This is a genomic window from Microbacterium sp. MEC084, assembly GCF_004514465.2.
GTDB lineage: Bacteria > Actinomycetota > Actinomycetes > Actinomycetales > Microbacteriaceae > Microbacterium.
Genome location: NZ_MYFP02000009.1, coordinates 31,376 through 50,068, shown reverse-complemented (window position 1 = coordinate 50,068; position 18,693 = coordinate 31,376). Strand labels below are relative to the sequence as shown.

The following is an 18,693-nucleotide window of genomic DNA, read 5'->3' as shown; positions in this document are numbered from 1 at the left end:
CCCGCATCCTCCGAGGGGAGTCGTTCCTGTGAGTGCCGTCGAGAACGAGACCGTGAACGAGGAGCAGGCCCGGATCGAGGCCGAGCTCGCCGAGAAGGCGCGCCAGCAGGGCGGCGGCTGGGACGCCCCGCCGCCGGGCAAGCCCAAGAGCTTCGGGCCCAGCTTCCTCCGCTTCATCGGGCTGCTCGGTCCGTACAAGTGGGTGTTCGCGCTGGTCATGGTGCTGGGTGCCGCCGGCGTGATCCTGTCGATCGCCGCGCCGAAGGTGCTCGGCGAGGCCACGAACATCGTGTTCGAGGGTTTCATGTCGTCGGTGCTCGGGGCGCAGTTCCCGGCCGGGATGAGCCAGGAGCAGGTCGTCGAGGCGCTGCGCCAGGCGGGTCAGACCGACTTCGCGAACACGATCGCGGCCATGGAGCACTTCGAGCTCGGGCGCGGCATCGACTTCGCGGCGCTGGCCGTGGTGATCCGCTGGGTGCTCGCGCTCTACGTGGTCTCGGCGCTGCTGCAGTGGGTGCAGGGCTACGTGATCAACGTGATCATGGTCAAGACCATGTGGCGCGTGCGTCAGCGCGTCGAGGAGAAGATCAACCGCCTGCCCCTGGCGTACTTCGACAAGGTGCAGCGCGGCGAGCTCATCTCGCGCGTCACGAACGACATCGACAACATGACGCAGACGCTGCAGCAGTCGCTGTCCGGCGCCGTCACGTCGATCCTGACGGTGGTCGGCGTGCTGATCATGATGTTCTCGATCTCGTGGCAGCTGGCGCTGGTCGCGCTCGTGGCGCTGCCGCTGATGGCCGTGATCTTCGGCGTCATCGGCCCGCGCTCGCAGAAGGCGTTCCAGGCGCAGTGGGCCAAGGTGGGCCGCCTCAACGCCCGCGTCGAGGAGTCGTTCTCCGGCCACGCGCTGGTCAAGGTGTACGGCCGTGAGAAGTCGAACTCCGACGCGTTCGCGAAGGAGAACGACGACCTGTTCGAGTCGGCGTTCCGGGCCCAGTTCTTCTCGGGCCTCATGATGCCGAGCGTGCAGTTCATCGGCTCGCTCACCTACGCGGGCATCGCGGTGCTCGGCGGCGTCATGGTCGCGAGCGGGCAGCTCCGGATCGGTGACGTGCAGGCGTTCGTGCAGTACTCGCAGCAGTTCACCCAGCCGCTCATGGAGCTCGGCGGCATGACCAGCGCGGTCATGTCCGGCACGGCCTCGGCCGAGCGGGTCTTCGAGCTGCTCGACGAGCCCGAGCAGGAGCCCGACGCCGAGGACGCCCCCGCGGCGCCCGACGGGCGCGGCGTGATCGAGTTCCGCAACGTGTCGTTCTCGTACACGCCCGAGAGCCCGCTCATCCGGGACCTGTCCTTCCGGGTCGAGCCGGGTCAGACCGTGGCGATCGTGGGGCCGACCGGCGCCGGCAAGACCACGCTGGTGAACCTGATCATGCGGTTCTACGAGCTCGACGGCGGGGCCATCCTGCTCGACGGCCAGGACATCTCCGAGATGACCCGCCACGACGTGCGCGCGCGGGCGGGCATGGTGCTGCAGGACCCGTGGCTGTTCTCGGGGACGATCCGGGAGAACATCCGCTACGGCCGGCAGAGCGCCACGGACGACGAGGTGATCGCGGCCGCCAAGGCGACCTACGTCGACCGGTTCGTGCACACCCTGCCCGACGGGTACGACACGGTGCTCGAGGAGGACGCGGCCAACGTGTCGGCCGGCGAGCGTCAGCTGATCACGATCGCGCGCGCGTTCGTGTCGCAGCCGAGCGTGCTGATCCTGGATGAGGCCACCAGCTCGGTCGACACCCGCACCGAGCAGCTGCTGCAGCACGCCATGGCGGCGCTGCGGAAGGGCCGCACGTCGTTCGTGATCGCGCACCGCCTGTCGACCATCCGCGACGCCGACCTCATCCTCGTGATGGAGCACGGCGACATCGTGGAGCAGGGCACGCACGAGGAGCTGATCGCCCGCGAGGGCGCCTACTGGCGCCTGTACCGGTCGCAGTTCGAGCATGCCGCGGTCGACCTCGACGCGGTCGAGGCGCAGGAGGCGGCCACGGACACCGCGGCCGTCGAGGTGCCCGCGGCCGCGGGCGCGCCGGAGGAGCCCACGGCCTGACGCGACCTGAGCCGAAGAGAGATCCACCTCCGAGGGCGGAACCCGGCGCTCCGCTCCTCGCAGGTGGATTCCTCCTCGGCTGGAGGCGGTCACCACTCCGGCCGGCGTCGTCCACAGGCCCAGGGATGGCCCGGTTGCTCATCTTGGCGAGTCAGGCCGACCGCGGGACCGGGCCGGGTGGCCAGCATGGGCGCATGGATCCCGTCACCGCGCTCGCCCGCTTCGGAGGCATCGCGCGCACCCCCGCGCTCCACAGGCTCGGTGTCACGCGGCACGCGCTGCGCGGCGCGCTGCACAGCGGCGCGGTGCAGCGACCCCGCCACGGCTGGATGTGCCTGCCCTCCGTCGACCCGGCCTGGCGCTCGGCGGTCGAGGTCGGCGTGGTGCTCTCGTGCGTCACGGTCGCGCAGCGGCGCGGGCTCTGGACCGATACCGTGACGCAACCGCACGTCGCCATCCGCCCGAACGGACAGCTGCAGCGCGAGACGACCGCGCACGTGCACTGGGCGACCCCGGTCATCCCGCGCGACCCCGACGCTCTCGAGGATTCGCTGATCAACGCGCTGGTGATCCTCGCGACGTGCCAGCCCTACGAGGCCGGCCTTGCGGCGTGGGAGGCGGCCATCCGGAGGCACCTCGTCGACCTCGACGTGCTGCGCGGCCTGCCGCTGCCGCCCGACGCCCGACGGCTGCTCGCGGATGCGCGGCCGCTCGCGGATGAGGGCACCGAGTCGATCGTGTTCTCGCGCCTGCGCCTCCTCCGGCTGGGGCTGCCGATCCGGCGCCAGGTGGTCATCGCCGCGCGGCCCGTCGATCTCCTCATCGGCGACCGGCTGGTGATCCAGATCGACGGCGGTCATCACGTCGACGCTCAGCGCCTGCGCGACAACGAGCACGACGCTCGCCTGCGCCTGATGGGCTACCACGTCATCCGGATCGGCTATTGGCAGATCATGGACGACTGGGCCGCGGTGCAGGACCTCGTGGTGACCGCCATCGCGCAGGGGCTGCACCGCATCCGCCGTTGAACGCCGACCTCCGCGGAGGAGAAATCCACGCGCGAGGCCGATCTCATGGGCATTCGTCCTGGATCGGGGATTTCTCCTCGCGCCAGGGCGGGGTCGGGCGCGTGCGGCGGCGCGCTACTGCAGGCCGAGCAGGTCGAGCGGGTGCGAGAGCCGCCAGAGCAGGCTGGGGCCCTCGAGGTCGCCCTCGAGCACCAGGGGGACCGTGGCCGAGTCGAACGGCCCAGTCGCGGTGAGCGTGCCGACCTCCGCGCCCGACGCGGTGCCGACCTCGACCTCGTAGTCCGACTGGACCTCGGGGGTGCCGCGGTCCCACAGCACGACCTCGGCGTCGTCGCCCGTGACCACCTCGACCGGCTCGCCCCACTCGGTCGTGACGTTCGCGACGGTGGTGCCGGATGCGACGGTCGGGGCGGGCTGCAGGGACTGCTCCACCTGCTCGAGCAGCGTGCGGCTGACGCTCGCGCGGGTCTCCTCGTCGGGCTGGCCGAGCACCGAGGCGTACAGCCGCACGGTGGTCTGGCCGATCGTGACGTCCTTGGCCGTGAGCAGGTTCCACGACTCGATCCACCACTCGGACAGGGTGCCGGTCTTGATGCCGACGACGCCGGGGTCCCCGATCAGCGGATTGCTGTTCTCGACCACGCCGGCGCCCGGGAGTTCCGTCTCGGGCATCGCCACGATCTCCGCGATCACGGGGTTCGCCAGCGCCAGGCTCGCGAGGGTGACCAGCGACGCGGGGGTCGCCGTGTTGTCCGGGTCGATGCCGCTCGGGTCGACCATCGTGATGCCCGACAGGCCGTGCGCCTGGAGCCACTCCGGCACGGCGAGGGCGAACGCGTCCTTCGAGCCCCACAGCTCCGTCGTCAGGCGATCCACGTAGTTGTTGGCCGAGCCGATCAGGATGCCCTCGAGCAGCTGCCGCTGCGTGAGCGTGCCGTCCACGGGCACGTCGAGCGCCGACTCGTTCGCCACGCGGTACTGCCAGTACTCCTGGCTGTCGGCGTAGTCGAACGCGTAGGACGGCCCCTGCTCGCCCACCGCGAGCGGCGCCTTCTCGAGGATCATGAGCGCGGTCACGACCTTGGCGATGCTGGCCATGGGCGCGCGCGCGGCGCTGGAGGCCGGGACCGTGCCGAGGCCCTCGGCGCCGACGGCGGCGGAGCCGTCCGCGGGCCAGGTCACGGCGAGCGGATGACCGGGCGCCGGGTCGACCGTCGCGGCCGAGACCGCGGGGGCGACGTTCGCGAGCGGCCAGAAGGCGCAGCCGCCCACGTAGCCGAGTGCGAGGACGCCGGCTGTGATCAGCGGGGCCGCGACGGAGGGGCGCCTCTCGCGGCGGGTGGGGACCAGGTCGAACGCGGGCGACGGCGCGGGGGCCGCCTCGGGCTTGGGGGCGACGGTGGCCGGGTCGATCCAGGCCAGAGCGGCGGTGTCGGTGCGGGGCGCGTCCGCCACCGCTGCGTGCGGCGCCTCGACCGCGGCGCCGGCGGCCTCCTCGAGCGACGTCGGGGTCTCCGGTGCGGGCACGGCCAGCGCCTCGGCCCCGGTCGGAGCATCCGCCGGGGGCGCATCCGTCAGCGCGGCGCCCGCCAGGGCCGTGGCCGCCTCGGTCACGGGCGCATCGGCGGTGCGCTGGTCGAACAGCGAGCCGATGCCGCGACGGATCGCGGGCTGCTCGGGCACCACGGGCGTCTCGGGCAGGGGGTCGATGTCGTGCGCCGTCACCGCGCGGCGCGGGCGACGCGGCGCCTCGGCGACGGGGGTCGCTGCCACCGGCACCGTGGCGACGGACGCATCGTCGATCGAGCCGCGGAGATCCTCGCGGAGATCGTCGTGGGGGGAGTCGTCGATTGCCACCCGCCTACGGTACCCGCGGATGCCGGGAGCCAGCCGGAGATCGCGGGCCCCGGCGGCGAACCTCACCCGCCGGATCGCCCTAGAATGTCCCTCACACACCACGGGAGTCCGGCGAGCCGGGCTGAGAGGAAGCGACCCGCGCTTCGACCGTCGAACCTGATCCGGATCATGCCGGCGCAGGGAGGAGAGAGATGAACACGTCCGCACCCGCCACCCCGGGCACCCGCCGCTTCACCTGGCGCGTCGTCGACATCGTCGTCGCCAGCGTCATCGCCGTGGCCTGCGCCGTGGTGTTCCTCGTCTGGAACGTCGCCTACATCGGCCCGAGCGAGCTGCTCGCGCCGCTGCTGCCCGGTCTGGGCGGCCTGCTCACCGGCCCCTGGCTCATCGCCGGGGTGATCGGCGGCCTCGTCATCCGCAAGCCGGGCGCCGCGCTCTACACCGAGCTGCTCGCCGCGGTCATCTCCGCGCTCGTCGGCAACCAGTGGGGCGCGCTGACGATCGTGTCGGGCCTCGTGCAGGGCCTCGGCGCCGAGATCATCCTCGCGATCTTCCTGTACAGGTCGTTCCGCCTGCCGGTCGCGGTGCTGGCGGGCGCCGGCGCGGGCCTCGCGGCCGGCATCAACGACCGCGTCCTCTGGTACGCGGGCGCCGACGCGCTGTTCACGACCGTGTACATCGCCTCGACCACGGTGTCGGGCGCGGTCATCGCGGGGCTCGGCGGCTGGGCGATCGTCCGCGGCCTCGCGGCGACCGGCGCGCTGAACCGGTTCGCGGCCGGGCGCGCGGTCGCCAGGCGCGTCTGACGTGACGGCCTCTCCGGCGACCGGGGCCGTGTCCCCGGCCGCCGTCGAGGCGCGCGGCTGGGGATGGCGCTACGCCAGCCGCCGCGCGTGGGCCGCCTCCGGCATCGACCTGCGGATCGACGCGGGCGAACGCGTCCTGCTGCTCGGCGCGAGCGGCTCGGGGAAGTCCACGCTGCTGCACGCTCTCGCGGGCGTGCTGGGCGGCGACGACGAGGGCGAGCACGCCGGCACCCTGACGATCGACGGGCACCCGCCCGCGGCGGTCCGCGGTCGCGCCGGGCTGGTGCAGCAGGATCCCGACACCCAGGCCGTCCTGCACCGCGTCGGCGACGACGTCGCGTTCGGCTGCGAGAACCTCGGGGTGCCGCGGCACGACATCTGGCCGCGCGTCGGCGAGGCGCTGGACCTCGTGGGCCTCGACGTGCCGCTCGACCGGTCCACGACCGCGCTGTCCGGCGGACAGAAGCAGCGCCTCGCGCTCGCCGGGGCGCTCGCCATGCGCCCCGGGCTGCTGCTGCTCGACGAGCCCACCGCCAACCTCGATCCCGCGGGCGCGATCGCGGTGCGTGACGCCGTGGGCCGCGTACTGGACCGCACGGGCGCGACCCTCGTCGTGGTGGAGCATCGCGTGGACGTGTGGCTGCCGATCGTCGACCGGATCATCGTGCTGGGCGCGGGGGACGCGGGCGTGATCGCGGACGGCCCGGTCGCCGACGTGCTGCGCGACCGGGGCGCCGAGCTCGCCGCGCTCGGCGTCTGGGTGCCCGGGATCGCGCCGCGCCACCCGGCGCCGCCGGCCGCGGCGCCCGGCGAGGTCCTGCTGTCGGGACGCGCGCTCGAGGTCGCGCGCGTACGCGGCCGCCGCGTGGCGGGCCCGCTCGACGTGGACGTGCGCGCCGGCGAGGTCCTCGGCGTCGTGGGGCCGAACGGCGCGGGCAAGTCGACGCTCGGCCGCACGCTGGCCGGGCTGCTTCCGCCGGCGGGAGGCCGGGTCGTCGCCGGGCCGGCGCTCGCGGGCGGGATCGGCGAGGCGCCGATCCGCTGGTCGTCGCGGCAGCTGCTCACGCGCATCGGGACCGTGCTGCAGTCCCCGGATCACCAGCTGCTCTCCACCACCGTCCGCCGCGAGCTCGAGGTCGGTCCCCGCGCCCTGCGCCTGCCCGAGGGCGAGATCGCGGCGCGGGTCGACGAGCTGCTCGAGCGGCTCCGGCTCGCGCATCTCGCCGAGGCCAACCCCCACACGCTCTCCGGCGGCGAGAAGCGGAGGCTGACCGTCGCCGCGATGCTGGCGACGCGTCCGAGGGTGGTCGTGCTCGACGAGCCGACGTTCGGCCAGGATGCGCGCACGTGGGCCGAGCTGGTCGCGATCATCGCGTCGCTGCGCGACGGCCGCGACGGGGCGCCCGGGGCGGGCGTCGTCGCGATCACGCACGACGCCGATGTGCTCGAGGCGCTGCACGCGCGCCGCCTCAGCCTCACGGCCGCGGTCGGGACATGATCCTTCCGACCCCGCTGGTCCCCGCCGGCCCGCTCGCCCGCGTCAACCCGGTCGCGAAGCTGGGCGCCGCGCTCCTCATGGCCGCCCCGCTGGTGCTCACGATCGACTGGGTGTCGGCGGCCGTCGCGCTGCTCCTGTCCGTGCCGCTGCTGGCGATGTCGGGTCTCGGATGGCGTCGCTTCTGGGCGCGCACGGCGCCCGTGTGGATCGCGGCTCCGCTCACCGGGGTGACCATCGCGCTCTACGGCGAGACGTCGGGCACGGTGCACCTGGACTGGCTCTTCGTGCGCATCTCGGACGGCTCTCTCGCGCTCGCCGCGGCCACCGTCCTGCGCATCCTGGCGCTCGCGCTGCCGAGCGTCGTGCTGTTCGCGACGGTCGATCCGACGGATCTGGCCGACGGCCTGGCGCAGCGGGCGCGGCTGCCCGCGCGGTTCGTCCTCGGCGCGCTGGGCGGCCTGCGCCTGGTGGGGCTGCTGGTCGACGACTGGCGGGAGCTGGAGGTCGCGCGCCGCGCGCGCGGGGTCGCGGACACCGGACGGCTGCGCCGCGTGCTGGGAATGGCCTTCGCGCTGATCGTGCTCGCCATCCGGCGCGGCTCGGCGCTCGCGACGTCCATGGAGGCGCGCGGCTTCGGCGCTCACGCGGAGCGCACCTGGGCGCGGGTCTCGCCGTGGGGCGCGCGCGAGTGGCTGCTGCTCGCGGCCGGCGCCGGGATCGGCCTCACCGCGGTCGCCGTGGCGATCGCGACCGGCTCGTGGAACTTCATCGTCGGCCCGTCCTGAGGTCGGCTCAGGCCGCGCACCCGCGCCGGCCCGGGCGTCTCCTTCGCGGGGACAGGCATGCCCCGTCCATGCCCCGACGCACGCGGGCCCCCGACGGGAGGTCGGGGCCCGCGCGGCGAGGACGGCCGTCAGCCGCCGAACGCCTTGGTGATCGCCTGCACCGCCTGGTAGACGCCCAGGACGATGAACAGCAGCGCCGTGATGCCGAGCGCGACGTTCAGGTACCACTTGTTGCGGTACTCGCGCGGGACGCGATCCGTGTTCAGGATCGGCAGCAGCGTGATCGCGAGGAACGGCATGAACAGCGCGCCGAGGAACCCGTACAGCAGGACGAGGAAGATCGGCTGGTTCAGGAACAGCATGAGCATCGGCGGGAAGGTCAGCCACAGCAGGTAGACCTTGAACCACTTGCCGTTCAGGCGGGAGTCGGGGTGGTCCGATCCCTTGCCCGTGACGTTGCCCATGAAGTCGGCGAACATCAGCGAGACGCCGTTCCACACGCCGAGCACGGATGAGAAGCCGGCGGCCCAGAAGCCGATCAGGAACCAGACGCCGATGAAGTCGCCGTAGCGCTCCCGCAGCACGCCGTCGAGCTCGAGCAGGCCCTGGTCGCCGGCCGCGAGCGCGACGCCGGCGGCGCGGACGACCTCGGCGCCGACGATCAGCATCGAGATCACGAAGATGCCGGTCATGACGTACGCCATGGTGTTGTCGATGCGCATCACGCGCAGGAAGCGCGGCTTGTCCCAGCCCTTCTCGCGCAGCCAGTAGCCGTATGCCGCGAGCGTGATGGTGCCGCCGACGCCGCCCGCGAGCGCGAGCGTGTTGAACACGCCGCCCTCGGGGATCATCGGCACCAGGCCGCCGATCGTCTCGAGGAAGTTCGGTGCGGCGATGACCGCCAGGATGACGATCGTCACGAACATGAGGCCGACGAGGAACGCCGTGATGCGCTCGAAGAAGCGGTACCGGCCGAACCACACGAGCACGAAGCCCAGCAGGCCCATCGCGATGGCCCACGGCCACACCTGGGCGAAGAACGTCCCCTCGGGGAACAGCGCCGCGATCGGCAGGGCGGTCGAGCTCATGGCCGAGGCGGCGTACACGAAGCCCCAGATCACGATGTAGGGCGCGAAGTACCAGACCGGCCAGCGGCCGAGCGAGCGCCAGCCCTCGAAGATCGTGTTGCCGGTCGCGACCGTGTAGCGGCCGGCGCCCTCGACGAGCACGATCTTCAGGATCACGCCCAGGATCACCGCCCACAGCAGCATGTACCCGTAGTTGGAGCCGGCGACCAGCGTGGCCACCATGTCGGCCGAGCCGACGCCCGTGGCGGCGACGACGAGGCCGGGTCCGATGATCCTCCAGCGAGGCTTCTCGGTCTCCTGCGTGCTCATCCGTCCTCCTCGATCGGAACCTGGGATTCCGCTGTGAGCGGCCCGGGCCCGAGTCTAGGGGCGTGCCCGCGCGCCGGGGCGGAGGACGTGCGGGCGGTGCCCGGGTCGGCCCCGCGTAGGCTTTCGGGAGCCCCCGCGATGGCGCGCGGGCAGGAGGAGCACGGATGTCACACCCCGCGGACCGTCCCGTCGACGCGACCCGACCCCTGGAGGGGCGCACGATCCTGATGTCCGGCGGCAGCCGCGGCATCGGCCTGGCGATCGCGATCCGGGCGGCGCGCGACGGCGCCAACATCGCGCTGCTCGCGAAGACCGACACCCCGCATCCGAAGCTCGAGGGCACGATCCACACGGCCGCGGAGTGGATCCGCGAGGCCGGCGGCCGCGCGCTGCCGATCGTGGGCGACGTGCGCGACGACGACGCGATCGCACATGCGGTGCTCGCCACCGTGGGGGAGTTCGGCGGCATCGACGCGGTGGTGAACAACGCCAGCGTGATCGATCTGTCCGGCACCGAGGCGCTCTCGCCCAAGAAGTACGACCTGATGCAGGACGTCAACGTGCGCGGCACGTTCATGCTCAGCCGCGCGGCCATCCCGGTGCTGCGGGAGAGCCCGAACCCGCACATCCTGTCGCTCGCGCCGCCGCTCAACGTCACGCCGAGGTGGCTCGGCGCCCACCCCGGCTACTCGCTCGCCAAGTTCGGGATGACCATGGCCACGCTCGGGATCGCCGCCGAGCTCGCCGGGGACGGGATCGCCGCGAACACGCTCTGGCCGCGCACGCTGATCGCGACCGCGGCGGTGCAGAACGTGATCGGCGGCGACCGGCTGATGGCCCGCAGCCGCACGCCCGAGATCTACGCGGATGCGGCGCACCTCGTGCTGTCGCGGCCCGCCTCCGAGCGCAGCGGCCAGACCCTGATCGTCGAGGACGTGCTCGCCGAGGCCGGCGTGACCGACCTGTCGGGCTACGCGGCCGTGCCGGGAACGCCCGACGAGGAGCTGTACCCGGACGTGTTCCTCGACTGACCGATGGGGCGAGGCTTCGACTCGCTTCGCTCGCTCAGTCCGTTTCGACTCGCTTCGCTCGCTCAACGACCACGAGAGAACGACCGTCCCCACCTCCCTGAAGAAATAGACTCACCGCAGGCCACAAGCCCCCACCCCGGAAGGACCCCGATGACCGTCGTCCACGCCGTCCGCACCTATCGCAGCGACGAGAACCTCGCCCGCGAGGACCAGCTCGCCTGGAAGATCGCCCAGGTCGCGGCCGACCCGGTCGAGGTCGAGGCCGACGTCGCCGACATGGTGATCAACCGCGTGATCGACAACGCGGCGGTCGCGGCCGCCTCGCTCACGCGCGCCCCCGTCGTCTCGGCGCGCGCGCAGGCGCTCGACCACCCGGTCTCGCGCGGCGGATCCGGCGCCACGGTGTTCGGCTGCGCGCTCGACGCGCACACCAGCCCCGAGTGGGCCGCGTGGGCGAACGGCGTCGCGGTGCGCGAGCTGGACTACCACGACACGTTCCTCGCCGCGGAGTACTCCCACCCCGGCGACAACATCCCGGCGGTCACCGCCGTCGCGCAGCACGTCGGCGCCGACGGCCGCGCGCTGCTGCGCGGCATCGCGACCGGCTACGAGATCCAGATGGACCTCGTGCGCGCGATCAGCCTGCACCGCCACAAGATCGACCACGTGGCGCACCTCGGCCCGAGCGCCGCGGCCGGCATCGGCACGCTCCTCGGCCTGGAGCCCGAGGTGATCTATCAGGCGGTGTCGCAGGCGCTGCACACCACGACCGCGACGCGGCAGAGCCGCAAGGGCGAGATCTCGACGTGGAAGGCCCACGCCCCGGCGTTCGCCGGGAAGATGGCGGTCGAGGCGGTGGACCGCGCGATGCGCGGCCAGACCAGCCCGTCGCCGATCTACGAGGGCGAGGACGGCGTGATCGCCTGGCTGCTCGGCGGCCCCGAGGCCCGCTACGAGGTGCCGCTGCCCGCCGCCGGCGAGCCCAAGCGCGCCATCCTGGACTCGTACACGAAGGAGCACTCGGCCGAGTACCAGGCGCAGGCCTGGATCGACCTGGCCCGCCGCCTCGGCGCCGAGCGGCCCGAGCTGCGCGACCCCGCGAACGTCGAGAGCATCGTGCTGCACACGAGCCACCACACGCACTACGTGATCGGCTCCGGCGCGAACGACCCGCAGAAGTACGACCCGAACGCGTCGCGCGAGACGCTCGACCACTCGATCCCGTACATCTTCGCGGTCGCGTTGCAGGACGGCGCGTGGCACCACGTCGACTCGTACGCGCCCGAGCGCGCCGGCCGCACCGACACCGTGGCGCTCTGGCACAAGGTGACGACGGCCGAGGACCCGGAGTGGACGCGCCGCTACCACTCCGAGGACCCCGACGAGAAGGCGTTCGGCGGCCGCGCCGAGATCACCCTGACCGACGGGACCCGCACCGTCGAGGAGATCGCGGTGGCCGACGCCCACCCGCTGGGCGCGCACCCGTTCGCGCGCGAGGACTACGTGCGCAAGTTCCGCGTGCTGGCCGAGCCCGTGCTCGAGGCCGCGGAGATCGAGCGGTTCCTCGACCTCGCGCAGCGCCTGCCCGAGCTCACGGCCGAGGAGGTCGCGGCGCTCACGATCGTCGCGAAGCCCGGCCTGCTCGAGGCGATCCCGGCGCCGCGCGGCCTGTTCTGACCGAAAGGCGTCCCGATGCTCTACTCCCAGGTCCCGGCCCACGAGAAGCGCCGCCTGTTCCGCGAACGGCTCGACTCGGGCGACCTGCTCCGGTTCCCCGGAGCGTTCAACCCGCTCTCGGCGCGGCTGATCGCGCAGAAGGGCTTCGAGGGCGTCTACATCTCGGGCGCCGTGCTGTCGGCCGATCTCGGCCTTCCCGACATCGGCCTCACGACGCTCACCGAGGTCGCGGCGCGCGCCCAGCAGATCGCGCGGATGACCGACCTGCCCGCGATCGTCGACGCCGACACGGGCTTCGGAGAGCCCATGAACGTCGCCCGCACCGTCCAGACGCTCGAGGACGCGGGGCTGGCGGGCCTGCACATCGAGGACCAGGTCAACCCGAAGCGGTGCGGCCACCTGGACGGCAAGCAGGTGGTCGACGAGGGCACGGCGCTGCAGCGCATCCGGGCCGCGGCCGACGCGCGGCGCGACCCGAACCTGCTGATCATGGCGCGCACCGACATCCGCGCGGTCGAGGGTCTCGACGCGGCCGTCGATCGCGCCAAGGCGCTGGTCGACGCCGGCGCCGACGCGATCTTCCCCGAGGCCATGGCGGACCTCGCCGAGTTCGAGGCGGTCGCGAAGGCCGTGGACGTGCCGATCCTGGCCAACATGACCGAGTTCGGCAAGAGCGACCTGTTCACGGTCGACCAGCTGCGCGACGCGGGCGTGCGGATCGTGATCTGGCCCGTCTCGCTGCTGCGCCTCGCGATGGGGGCGGCCGAGCGCGGGCTCGACGAGCTGATCGGCGAGGGCCGCCTCACGGGCAAGCTGGGCGAGATGCAGCATCGCGCCGACCTCTACGACCTGATCGACTACTCCGGCTACAGCCGGTTCGACCAGGGCGTCTTCGACTTCACCATCGACCGCTGATCGGCGATCGGGCAGGATCGGCCACAAGCCGCACGTCGCGAAGGAGCACGCATGCCGGAGGAGATCCGCAAGGGACTGGCCGGGGTCGTGGTCGACACGACCGCGATCTCGAAGGTCAACCCCGAGACCAACAGCCTTCTGTACCGCGGCTACCCGGTGCAGGAGCTCGCCGCGACCCAGCCGTTCGAGGCGGTCGCGCACCTGCTCTGGCACGGGGAGCTGCCGGATGACGCGCAGCTCGCCGAGCTGCGCGAGACCGAGCGCGCGCACCGTGCCCTCGCCCCGGAGGTGAAGGCCGCGATCGACCTCATGCCGGTGGAGGCGCATCCGATGGACGAGGTGCGCACGGCCGTCAGCGTGATCGGCGCGATCGAGACCGCCGGCATCGACAACGTGCTCGACGCGGTCGGCACGCCCGAGCAGAACCTCGAGCGCAGCGTCCGCCTGTTCGCGCAGCTGCCGGCGATCGTCGCGTACGGCCAGCGCCGCCGCCGCGGCCAGGAGCCCGTCCCGCCGCGCGACGACCTCGACTACTCGGCCAACTTCCTCTGGATGACGTTCGGCGAGGAGGCGCATGAGGTCGTGGTCGACGCGTTCAATCGGTCGATGATCCTGTACGCCGAGCACTCGTTCAACGCCTCGACCTTCACGGCGCGCGTGATCACCTCGACCCTCAGCGACCTGTATTCGGCGGTCGTCGGCGCGATCGGGGCGCTCAAGGGGCCGCTGCACGGCGGCGCGAACGAGGCCGTCATGCACATCCTCGACGAGATCGGCGACGCCGCGCACGTCGTGCCGTGGCTCGACGCGGCCCTCGCCGAGAAGCGCAAGATCATGGGCTTCGGGCACCGTGTGTACAAGCGCGGCGACTCGCGCGTGCCCACCATGAAGGCCGCGCTCGACACGCTCGTCGAGCACTACGACCGCCCCGACCTCGCCGAGCTGTACGACACGCTCGAGCGCGAGTTCGTGGGCCGCAAGGGCATCTACCCGAACCTGGACTACCCGTCGGGCCCCGCGTACAGCCTGATCGGGTTCGACACGCTCACGTTCACGCCGCTGTTCGTGGCGTCGCGCGTGACCGGATGGACCGCGCACGTCATGGAGCAGCTCTCGTCGAACGCGCTCATCCGCCCGCTGTCGGCGTACGGTGGGCCCGACGAGCGGCACATCCCCGGCTACGTGCCCGACGCCGCGCACGACGAGACGATCGACCGGCCGGAGGAGGCCGCGGGCTGACATGCCGGTCCTCAGCGCGGGGATCCTGCTGCACCGGGCGTCGCCCGGTGGCGTCGAGGTGTTCATCGCGCACATGGGCGGGCCGTTCTGGGCGCGCCGCGTCGAGGGCGCCTGGTCGATCCCGAAGGGCGAGTGCGACCCGGCGACCGAGGAGCCGCTCGCGGCCGCGCGCCGCGAGTTCGTGGAGGAGCTGGGCGTCGACCCGCCTCGGGGAGACGTGGCGGATCTCGGCGAGTTCGCGTACGCGTCGGGCAAGCGCATCCGCGTGTTCGCGCTCGACGGCGCCGGGTGGGAGCCGGGCCCGCTGTCGTTCGGCACGTTCGCGCTCGAGTGGCCGCCGCGATCCGGGCGCATGCAGGAGTTCCCCGAGGTGGACGAGGCCCGCTGGGTCGCCGTCGGCGCGGCGCGCACGCTGCTCGTGAAGGGGCAGAGACCCGTCCTGGAGGCACTCTCGCGCCGTTGATACTCGATCCTATAGGATGTGGGAACCACGACCTCGAGGAGAAGGCGCAATGACGCGACTGTTCAATGAGCCCGCGCAGTTCGCGGACGAGATGATCGACGGCTTCGCCGCGGCGGCATCCCGCTGGGTCCAGCGCGTGCCCGGCGGCGTCGTGCGATCCACCGCGGCCGAGGAGACGACGGTCGCGCTGGTGATCGGCGGCGGCAGCGGCCACTACCCGGCGTTCGGCGGGCTGGTCGGCCCGGGCATCGCGCACGGCGCGGCGATGGGCAACCTCTTCGCGTCGCCCTCCGCCCACCAGGTGTACTCGGTCGCGAAGGCCGCCGATCAGGGCAAGGGCGTGCTGCTCAGCTACGGCAACTACGCGGGCGACGTGCTGCACTTCACCGAGGCGCAGGACCGCCTGAACGCCGAGGGTCACGACGTACGCACGGTCCTCGTCACCGACGACATCTGGAGCGCGCCGAAGGACCGCATCGAGCAGCGCCGCGGCATCGCGGGCGACCTCGCCGTGTTCAAGATCGCGGGCGCGGCGGCCGAGGCCGGCTACGACCTCGACGGCGTCGAGCGCGTGGCGCGCCTCGCGAACGCCCGCACGCGCTCGTTCGGCGTCGCCTTCTCGGGCTGCACGCTGCCCGGCGCCGACGCTCCTCTGTTCGACGTGCCGGAGGGCCGGATGGCCGTCGGCCTCGGCATCCACGGCGAGCCGGGCATCGACGAGGTCGACATCCCGACCGCGGACGAGCTCGCGGCGATGTTCGTCGATCGCCTCATCGACGAGCTGCCCGACGGCGTCGACCTCGAGGGCGCGCGCGTCGTGCCCATCCTGAACGGTCTCGGCAGCGTCAAGTACGAGGAGCTCTTCGTCGTCTACCGCGCCGTGCACCGCCTGCTCGGCGAGCGCGGGCTCGTGATCGTGGAGCCCGAGGTCGGCGAGCTCTGCACGAGCTTCGACATGGCCGGCTGCTCGCTGACCCTGCTGTGGCTCGACGAGGAGCTCGAGATGCTGTGGTCCGCGCCCGCGGACACCCCCGGCTACCGCAAGGGCTCCGTGGCCGCCCAGCGCCCCGTCGAGGTCGACGTCGACGCGCTCGAGGAGCGGGAGGCCCCGATCGGCCCCGCGAGCGACGACTCGCGCGCCGTGGGCCGCCTGGCCGCGGACGTGCTCGACGCGGTCGCGATCGCGCTCGACGACGCGGCCGACGAGCTGGGCCGGATGGACCGGATCGCCGGCGACGGCGACCACGGCATCGGCATGCAGCGCGGCTCGCACGCGGCCCAGGAGGCCGCGCGCCGCGCGGTCGACGGCGGCGCCGGCGCCCGCACGGTGCTCGAGCACGCCGCCGAGGCGTGGAGCGACCGCGCCGGCGGCACGTCGGGCGCGATCTGGGCGCAGATCCTGCGCACCGTGGGCGCGGCGCTGGGCGATGAGCAGCCCGCGGACGCGGAGGCAGTGGCCCGCGGCGTGACCGCGGCCAAGGACGCAGTGATGGCGTTCGGCAAGGCCAAGGTCGGCGACAAGACCATGGTCGACGCGATCGTGCCGTTCGCCGACGGCCTGGCCGAGCACGTCGCCGGAGGCCGCGCGCTCACCGAGGCCTGGGACCTCGCGACCACCGCGTCCGAGCAGGCCGCGCAGGCCACGGCGGCGCTCGTCGCGACGCTCGGCCGCGCCCGCTCGCACGGCGAGAAGTCCATCGGCACGCCGGACCCGGGCGCGGTGTCGTTCGCCCTCGTGTGCCGCACGGTCCACCGCATCCTCTCGGAGCGCGTCGCGCCCGAGGACCACGATCAGAACCGCGTCAGCGCGGAGTAGGAGGAGAACGTCATGGCCCTGCGCCTCATCGTCGGCAGCGACGACGCCGGCTACCAGTACAAGGAGATCATCAAGGCCGATCTCGAGCAGCACGACCTCGTGGAGAGCGTGTTCGACGTCGGTGTCGACGCCGACGGCCACACGTCGTACCCCAAGGTCGCGATCGAGGCCGCCGAGCGGGTCGCGCGCGGCGAGGCCGACCGCGCGATCCTGATCTGCGGAACCGGGCTCGGCGTGGCGATCGCCGCGAACAAGGTCACGGGAATCCGTGCCGTGACGGCCCATGACTCGTTCTCGGTGGAGCGCTCGATCCTGTCGAACAACGCGCAGATCCTCTGCATGGGCCAGCGCGTGGTGGGCGTCGAGCTCGCGCGCCGCCTGGCGAAGGAGTGGCTGACGTACACGTTCGACGAGACGAGCGCGTCGAACGACAAGGTGCAGGACATCTGCGCGTACGAGGGCGTCTGATCGCATGGCGCGGTTCGTCATCGGCGCGAGCCTGAAGCTCTATTTCGGGCGCGAGCGCACGATGGCCTGGTCACGGGCGATCGACGAGCTCTGCCGCGCGCACCCGGCCGTCACGTCGGGTCTCGTCGAGCCGTTCGCGATCCCGAGCTTCCTCTCGATCCCCGAGGTCGCCGAGCTGGCGGGCGACGGACCGCTGCTCGTGGGCGCCCAGGACGTGTTCTGGGACGAGGGCGCGTACACGGGCGAGGTCTCCGCCACGCAGCTGGCGGAGTTCGGGGTGCGGATGGCCGAGGTGGGTCACGCCGAGCGCCGGAGGATGTTCGGCGAGACCGACGACACCGTGGCGAAGAAGGTCGCGGCCCTGCTGCGAGCCGGACTCGTGCCGCTCGTGTGCGTCGGCGAGGAGGCGGAGGGACCTGCGGAGGCGGCGGCCGAGGCCTGCGTGCGGCAGCTGGAGGCGTCGATCGGGCCTGCGCTCGCGGCCGGGCTGACGGGGCGGGTCGTGATCGCCTACGAGCCCGTCTGGGCCATCGGCGCGGCGGACCCCGCGGGCGCCGACCACATCCGCGCGGTGTGTCGCGCGCTGCGCGCGGCGCTGCGTCGGCCGGGGGTGGCGGAGGACTCCGCGGTCATCTACGGCGGCAGCGCGGGGCCCGGGCTGCTGACCCGGATCGCGGACGCCGCCGACGGCCTGTTCCTGGGTCGGTTCGCGCATGATCCGGAGGCGTTCGGCCGTATCCTCGACGAAGCAGTGAGCTGCGAGAGGAGCGCGCCATGACCAGTCTTCCGCTCGGCCGCGTCGTCGAGATCGAGCGTCGCGGGCTCCGCGACCGCGTGTACGACCTCATCCTCGAGATGCTCCTCACGGGCGAGGTCGAGCCGGGCTCGCGGCTGTCGATCGACTCGATGGCGCGACTGCTCGACGTCTCGCCGACCCCCGTGCGCGAGGCGATGGTGCAGCTCGAGCGCACCGGGCTCGTCACGCGCGAGGCGCTGCGCGGCTATCGCGTCGCGCCGCCGCTCGGCCCCGAGGAGCTCGCGCAGCTGTTCGACGCGCGGCTCGTGATCGAGAGCGCCGCGGCGGGCGGCGCCGTGAAGGGCGGGCCACGGGCGGTCGAGGCGCTGCGCGCCGCCCACGCCGCGCACGAGGCGGCGGCGCAGCGGGTGATCGACGATCACACGGACGAGGGCGTTCCGCTCGGCGTCACCAAGAGCTATTTCGCGGCGGATGGCGAGTTCCACCGGCAGCTGTTCCTCGCCGCCGGCAACCACTATCTGCTGGACATGTACGACGGACTCGGCGCGCTGACGCACCGCATGCGCCAGGCCGTGCTCGCCGGCCCCGACGACGTGCGCGAGGCCGTCTCGGAGCACGAGGCGGTGCTGCACGCCGTGGAGCGCGGCGACGCCGACGCAGCGGTCGAGTGCATGCGCAGCCACATCGAGAAGGTTCGCGGCCGCTCGCTCAAGAGCGCCGCCCCGACCGACCGCAGCTGAGCCGCGGCACGCGCTCGCTCAGCGGGCCTCGGCCCGCGACGTCCACGCGGGGCGCCCCGTTCAGGTCGGCCGCTTGACTTCGCTAACCATGGATCCTATA

General features: G+C 72.7%; 16 protein-coding genes and 1 riboswitch. Of the genes, 14 read left to right on the top strand and 2 right to left on the bottom strand.

Annotated elements, in window-relative coordinates; genetic code table 11:
• Window positions 1–28 precede the first annotated feature (28 nt).
• Together B5M43_RS09410 and B5M43_RS09405 are read left to right on the top strand one after the other, a co-directional pair.
• Window positions 29–2,116, top strand: a complete 2,088-nt coding sequence (locus B5M43_RS09410; protein WP_134746060.1) for an ABC transporter ATP-binding protein — start codon at window positions 29–31, stop codon at window positions 2,114–2,116.
• 194 nt (window positions 2,117–2,310) lie between these two features.
• Entirely contained in the window at window positions 2,311–3,144 is an 834-nt protein-coding gene (locus B5M43_RS09405; RefSeq protein ID WP_230667896.1) for an endonuclease domain-containing protein, read from the top strand.
• A 114-nt stretch (window positions 3,145–3,258) separates the two neighbouring features.
• Here the strand turns inward: B5M43_RS09405 and B5M43_RS15345 are convergent, their stop codons facing one another.
• The gene (locus B5M43_RS15345) at window positions 3,259–5,001 is read right to left on the bottom strand and encodes a D-alanyl-D-alanine carboxypeptidase family protein (RefSeq protein WP_134746061.1); all 1,743 of its coding nucleotides are present in this window, start codon (window positions 4,999–5,001) and stop codon (window positions 3,259–3,261) included.
• 90 nt (window positions 5,002–5,091) lie between these two features.
• Window positions 5,092–5,201, top strand: a riboswitch (TPP riboswitch).
• Here B5M43_RS15345 and B5M43_RS09395 point away from each other — a divergent pair.
• From B5M43_RS09395 to B5M43_RS09385, 3 genes are all read left to right on the top strand, one after another.
• Window positions 5,193–5,807 carry an ECF transporter S component gene (locus tag B5M43_RS09395; RefSeq protein WP_055993446.1) on the top strand — a complete coding sequence of 205 codons (615 nt, stop codon included), beginning with the start codon at window positions 5,193–5,195 and terminating at the stop codon, window positions 5,805–5,807. (Overlaps the previous riboswitch by 9 nt.)
• 1 nt (window position 5,808) lies before the next feature.
• On the top strand, window positions 5,809–7,305 hold the full coding sequence (locus tag B5M43_RS09390) for an ABC transporter ATP-binding protein (RefSeq protein WP_205829500.1): 1,497 nt from the start codon (window positions 5,809–5,811) through the stop codon (window positions 7,303–7,305).
• Window positions 7,302–8,090 (top strand): energy-coupling factor transporter transmembrane protein EcfT, encoded by a 789-nt coding sequence (locus tag B5M43_RS09385; RefSeq protein WP_134746062.1) that lies wholly within the window; start codon window positions 7,302–7,304, stop codon window positions 8,088–8,090. The genes B5M43_RS09390 and B5M43_RS09385 overlap by 4 nt, the downstream gene beginning before the upstream one ends.
• Window positions 8,091–8,218: 128 nt before the next feature.
• Here B5M43_RS09385 and B5M43_RS09380 read toward each other — a convergent pair whose 3' ends face one another.
• A complete protein-coding gene (locus tag B5M43_RS09380; protein WP_055993450.1) occupies window positions 8,219–9,487 on the bottom strand; it encodes an Nramp family divalent metal transporter in 1,269 nt (422 codons plus the stop codon).
• 164 nt (window positions 9,488–9,651) lie between these two features.
• On the opposite strand from B5M43_RS09380, the gene B5M43_RS09375 reads away from it, so the two are divergent.
• The 9 genes from B5M43_RS09375 to B5M43_RS09335 all read left to right on the top strand — a co-directional run bounded on the left by B5M43_RS09375 (window position 9,652) and on the right by B5M43_RS09335 (window position 18,593).
• On the top strand, window positions 9,652–10,518 hold the full coding sequence (locus B5M43_RS09375; protein WP_134746063.1) for an NAD(P)-dependent oxidoreductase: 867 nt from the start codon (window positions 9,652–9,654) through the stop codon (window positions 10,516–10,518).
• A 150-nt stretch (window positions 10,519–10,668) separates the two neighbouring features.
• Complete coding sequence (locus B5M43_RS09370) at window positions 10,669–12,195, top strand: MmgE/PrpD family protein (RefSeq protein WP_134746064.1); 1,527 nt, start codon at window positions 10,669–10,671, stop codon at window positions 12,193–12,195.
• A 15-nt stretch (window positions 12,196–12,210) separates the two neighbouring features.
• Entirely contained in the window at window positions 12,211–13,110 is a 900-nt protein-coding gene (prpB, locus tag B5M43_RS09365) for a methylisocitrate lyase (protein WP_055993456.1), read from the top strand.
• 51 nt (window positions 13,111–13,161) lie between these two features.
• Window positions 13,162–14,349, top strand: a complete 1,188-nt coding sequence (locus B5M43_RS09360; RefSeq protein ID WP_055993458.1) for a bifunctional 2-methylcitrate synthase/citrate synthase — start codon at window positions 13,162–13,164, stop codon at window positions 14,347–14,349.
• 1 nt (window position 14,350) lies between these two features.
• Entirely contained in the window at window positions 14,351–14,812 is a 462-nt protein-coding gene (locus B5M43_RS09355; protein ID WP_134746065.1) for an NUDIX domain-containing protein, read from the top strand.
• 49 nt (window positions 14,813–14,861) lie between these two features.
• Window positions 14,862–16,628 (top strand): dihydroxyacetone kinase family protein, encoded by a 1,767-nt coding sequence (locus tag B5M43_RS09350; RefSeq protein WP_134746066.1) that lies wholly within the window; start codon window positions 14,862–14,864, stop codon window positions 16,626–16,628.
• A gap of 12 nt (window positions 16,629–16,640) precedes the next feature.
• Complete coding sequence (locus B5M43_RS09345) at window positions 16,641–17,096, top strand: ribose-5-phosphate isomerase (RefSeq protein ID WP_134746067.1); 456 nt, start codon at window positions 16,641–16,643, stop codon at window positions 17,094–17,096.
• Window positions 17,097–17,100: 4 nt separating this feature from the next.
• Window positions 17,101–17,874 carry a triose-phosphate isomerase family protein gene (locus B5M43_RS09340; protein WP_134746068.1) on the top strand — a complete coding sequence of 258 codons (774 nt, stop codon included), beginning with the start codon at window positions 17,101–17,103 and terminating at the stop codon, window positions 17,872–17,874.
• A complete protein-coding gene (locus B5M43_RS09335) occupies window positions 17,871–18,593 on the top strand; it encodes a GntR family transcriptional regulator (protein WP_134746069.1) in 723 nt (240 codons plus the stop codon). The genes B5M43_RS09340 and B5M43_RS09335 overlap by 4 nt, the downstream gene beginning before the upstream one ends.
• Window positions 18,594–18,693: the final 100 nt, after the last annotated feature.

Excerpts from the sequence above, each read along its gene's own strand:
- B5M43_RS09405 (WP_230667896.1), top strand. The coding sequence starts at position 2,311 with ATGGATCCCGTCACCGCGCTCGCCCGCTTCGGAGGCATCGCGCGCACC.
- B5M43_RS09395 (WP_055993446.1), top strand. The coding sequence starts at position 5,193 with ATGAACACGTCCGCACCCGCCACCCCGGGCACCCGCCGCTTCACCTGG.
- B5M43_RS09385 (WP_134746062.1), top strand. The coding sequence starts at position 7,302 with ATGATCCTTCCGACCCCGCTGGTCCCCGCCGGCCCGCTCGCCCGCGTC.
- B5M43_RS09380 (WP_055993450.1), bottom strand. The coding sequence starts at position 9,487 with ATGAGCACGCAGGAGACCGAGAAGCCTCGCTGGAGGATCATCGGACCC.
- B5M43_RS09375 (WP_134746063.1), top strand. The coding sequence starts at position 9,652 with ATGTCACACCCCGCGGACCGTCCCGTCGACGCGACCCGACCCCTGGAG.
- B5M43_RS09370 (WP_134746064.1), top strand. The coding sequence starts at position 10,669 with ATGACCGTCGTCCACGCCGTCCGCACCTATCGCAGCGACGAGAACCTC.
- prpB (WP_055993456.1), top strand. The coding sequence starts at position 12,211 with ATGCTCTACTCCCAGGTCCCGGCCCACGAGAAGCGCCGCCTGTTCCGC.
- B5M43_RS09360 (WP_055993458.1), top strand. The coding sequence starts at position 13,162 with ATGCCGGAGGAGATCCGCAAGGGACTGGCCGGGGTCGTGGTCGACACG.
- B5M43_RS09355 (WP_134746065.1), top strand. The coding sequence starts at position 14,351 with ATGCCGGTCCTCAGCGCGGGGATCCTGCTGCACCGGGCGTCGCCCGGT.
- B5M43_RS09350 (WP_134746066.1), top strand. The coding sequence starts at position 14,862 with ATGACGCGACTGTTCAATGAGCCCGCGCAGTTCGCGGACGAGATGATC.
- B5M43_RS09345 (WP_134746067.1), top strand. The coding sequence starts at position 16,641 with ATGGCCCTGCGCCTCATCGTCGGCAGCGACGACGCCGGCTACCAGTAC.
- B5M43_RS09340 (WP_134746068.1), top strand. The coding sequence starts at position 17,101 with ATGGCGCGGTTCGTCATCGGCGCGAGCCTGAAGCTCTATTTCGGGCGC.
- B5M43_RS09335 (WP_134746069.1), top strand. The coding sequence starts at position 17,871 with ATGACCAGTCTTCCGCTCGGCCGCGTCGTCGAGATCGAGCGTCGCGGG.